Consider the following 507-nt stretch of genomic DNA (forward strand, 5'->3'; position numbering starts at 1 on the left):
GGTCGCGTGAACGCGCTGCCCGGGCACGGTGGCATTCACGACATCGAGGGCGGCCATGATGCCGAGTTCCAGGTAGTCATTCATCGCGAGGTCGCGGTCGGCTTCTCCTGGGTTCTTCCACGATATGCAGAACACCGTGTGACCGTGCTCGACCAGGTAGCGGATCAACGAATTGGCCGGCGATAAATCGAGGATGTAGTACTTCATGATCCAGGCCGGCACGATCAGGATGGGCTGCGCGTAGACCGCGGGCGTGGCGGGCGCATACTGAATCAACTCGATCAGCCGGTTGCGCAGGACAACCTTGCCAGGGGTGACGGCAACATCGCGACCCGGCACGAAGTCATTCGCTCCCGGTGGCGGTGCGTTGCTCAGATAGCGCTCGAAGTCCGCCAATGCGTGGAGGGCTCCACGCACGAGATTGGCGCCATGCTGTTCGGCGGTCCGCTGCAGCACCACAGGATTGGTCATGAGCTGGTTGCCGGGAGATGCAATATCCAGCCACTG

Annotated in this window: 1 pseudogene; it reads right to left on the minus strand. The window is 61.9% G+C overall.

Features of this window, described 5'->3' with window-relative positions:
* Positions 1 to 507, minus strand: a pseudogene (locus D1614_RS25360) (hypothetical protein); the annotation flags it as partial.

Origin of the sequence: Maribellus luteus (genome assembly GCF_003576475.1) — a bacterium.
Classification (GTDB): Bacteria; Bacteroidota; Bacteroidia; order Bacteroidales; family Prolixibacteraceae; genus Draconibacterium; species Draconibacterium luteum.